The sequence below is a fragment of the uncultured Mucilaginibacter sp. genome (assembly GCF_903913935.1).
Lineage (GTDB): Bacteria > Bacteroidota > Bacteroidia > Sphingobacteriales > Sphingobacteriaceae > Mucilaginibacter.
The window spans coordinates 1-1,694 of record NZ_CAIWNH010000180.1; the positions used below are offsets into that span (position 1 = coordinate 1).

4 protein-coding genes are annotated in these 1,694 nt (G+C 42.3%); all 4 read left to right on the forward strand.

The genetic code is table 11. The annotated features are described in order from the left end of the window. Window positions 1–204: 204 nt before the first annotated feature. Entirely contained in the window at window positions 205–783 is a 579-nt protein-coding gene (locus tag QZY09_RS06720) for a hypothetical protein (protein ID WP_295669952.1), read from the forward strand. Between the two features lie 67 nt (window positions 784–850). Then, window positions 851–1,072, forward strand: a complete 222-nt coding sequence (locus QZY09_RS06725; protein WP_295669955.1) for a hypothetical protein — start codon at window positions 851–853, stop codon at window positions 1,070–1,072. A gap of 173 nt (window positions 1,073–1,245) precedes the next feature. Beyond that, window positions 1,246–1,551 carry a hypothetical protein gene (locus QZY09_RS06730; protein WP_295669958.1) on the forward strand — a complete coding sequence of 102 codons (306 nt, stop codon included), beginning with the start codon at window positions 1,246–1,248 and terminating at the stop codon, window positions 1,549–1,551. Next, a partial coding sequence (locus QZY09_RS24705) for a pentapeptide repeat-containing protein (protein ID WP_367119178.1) occupies window positions 1,541–1,694 on the forward strand: 154 nt, incomplete at its 3' end. The genes QZY09_RS06730 and QZY09_RS24705, both read left to right, overlap by 11 nt.

The window sequence follows — 1,694 nt, forward strand, 5'->3', positions numbered from 1 at the left end:
AGTGGGCTTATTGACTATGACAAGCTAAGCAGATCACTTACTAACTCGCGTATGTTGGGAATCCCTGCCCATGTTGCCTACCACAGCCAATTCCAGTAGAACGCCAGTATTGCGCCAATGGCATACTAACAATGCACGACGATCTATTTAAAATGCAGTTTGAAGAACTGGGCATTGCGCCGGACATAATAGCTGACGTGATGCTTGAACCGGCTGAAAGCCGAGATTATTGGGTTGAATATTTTAGGGGGATTAGTGATTTCAGATGATATTTTTAAAAACGAGCTGGACGCGACATTAAAGCAACGCAAGATGAAAAAAAAGGACAGGAATGAGTTTATTGGCTTTGCCATGTTGGCGGATGTTCATCTGCGCGACACGATGTTAGATGACGAGCGGCTCATCACAAATGATTTTTTAAAAGTTTGCGAAGATGCCCGGAATGTGCCGACAGAACACAGTGAGCAAGCGGCGTTCATACATTGGTTCCGGCACACGTTCCCGGACGTGCTTATTTACGCCATACCCAATGGTGGTAACCGTTCGGCCAGGGAAGCAGCATCATTGGTCATGGAAGGCGTGACTGCGGGTGTGGCTGATTTGTTTATTGATGACTGGAATTGTTACGTTGAATTTAAGCGGGTCAAAGGCGGCGTTTGGAGTGATGAGCAGGAAAAATTTTGCGACAAAGTGTGTGCCAATGGCAAGACATATCTGTTGGTGTGGGGTTTGGAGGATGCCAAGAAAAAGATATGTTCTATTAATAAAATAATTAATAAATAAGTTGCATTGTTTGTTAATTACTGTATATTATAACCATCGAAACAAAACAACCAACCAGGAGAATAAAATGGCAGGACAAGCGTTCAGAAGATCAAAATTAATTTTTGCCGCACTGCACGCATTAAACGGCATGGCGAAAGATTCAGCTGAGTACGATAATGCTTTAGCATCACTTCCCACTTACTTTTCGCGTGGCAAGGGCGGTAAAAAGGCCGTAAACAAAACCCACGTCCATATGGCACATGTAAGAAAATCAAAAACCGCGCATAACATAGCAAAGCGCAAATAGTCATCTCCTCGGCGGCTGGGGACGGCCGCACCATTAGCCCTGGCAACAGGGCGTTTTTTTAAAAAACAAATTCAGGTCATATCTTAGGAATTACTCTCTGACCTAAAAAAGGGAAATGCAATTCCAAAGCCGGTGGGATTCCGGCACTTTATCTAACAACGAGGATAATAAAAATGAAAAAAATAATTATGAATGTTGCAGTTTACGAATATGCCCAAACTGGGGCAATGTCATGTGTAGCTGGATTGCAGTTTGTTTCATCCACCGTACGACAAAACAATGATGCCATCCGAATTTCCGAATGGCAAAAAGTTGAGTTCGAGGCCATTCCGATGGAAGCTATAATACCGTCAAGTGTAGAAAACATTGACGATCAAATTGCAAGGATAAAGGAAGAAGCAATTGAAAAGTGCTCGAAATTACAAGGACAAAAAGACGAACTTTTGGCAATTACAGAGGGGATGAGCAATGCTAATTGAAATAAAAAATAAATTTACTGATGCTGTTATTTTTAACCATGACGTAGAAAATAATACGGTTAAATTAACGGTTGAAGCGGCTGTCGATCTAAAAATAAACTTAAGCGATGCCAACCTGAGAGGTGCTGACTTGAGCGGTGCTG

Excerpts from the sequence above, each read along its gene's own strand:
- QZY09_RS06725 (WP_295669955.1), top strand. The coding sequence starts at position 851 with ATGGCAGGACAAGCGTTCAGAAGATCAAAATTAATTTTTGCCGCACTG.
- QZY09_RS06730 (WP_295669958.1), top strand. The coding sequence starts at position 1,246 with ATGAAAAAAATAATTATGAATGTTGCAGTTTACGAATATGCCCAAACT.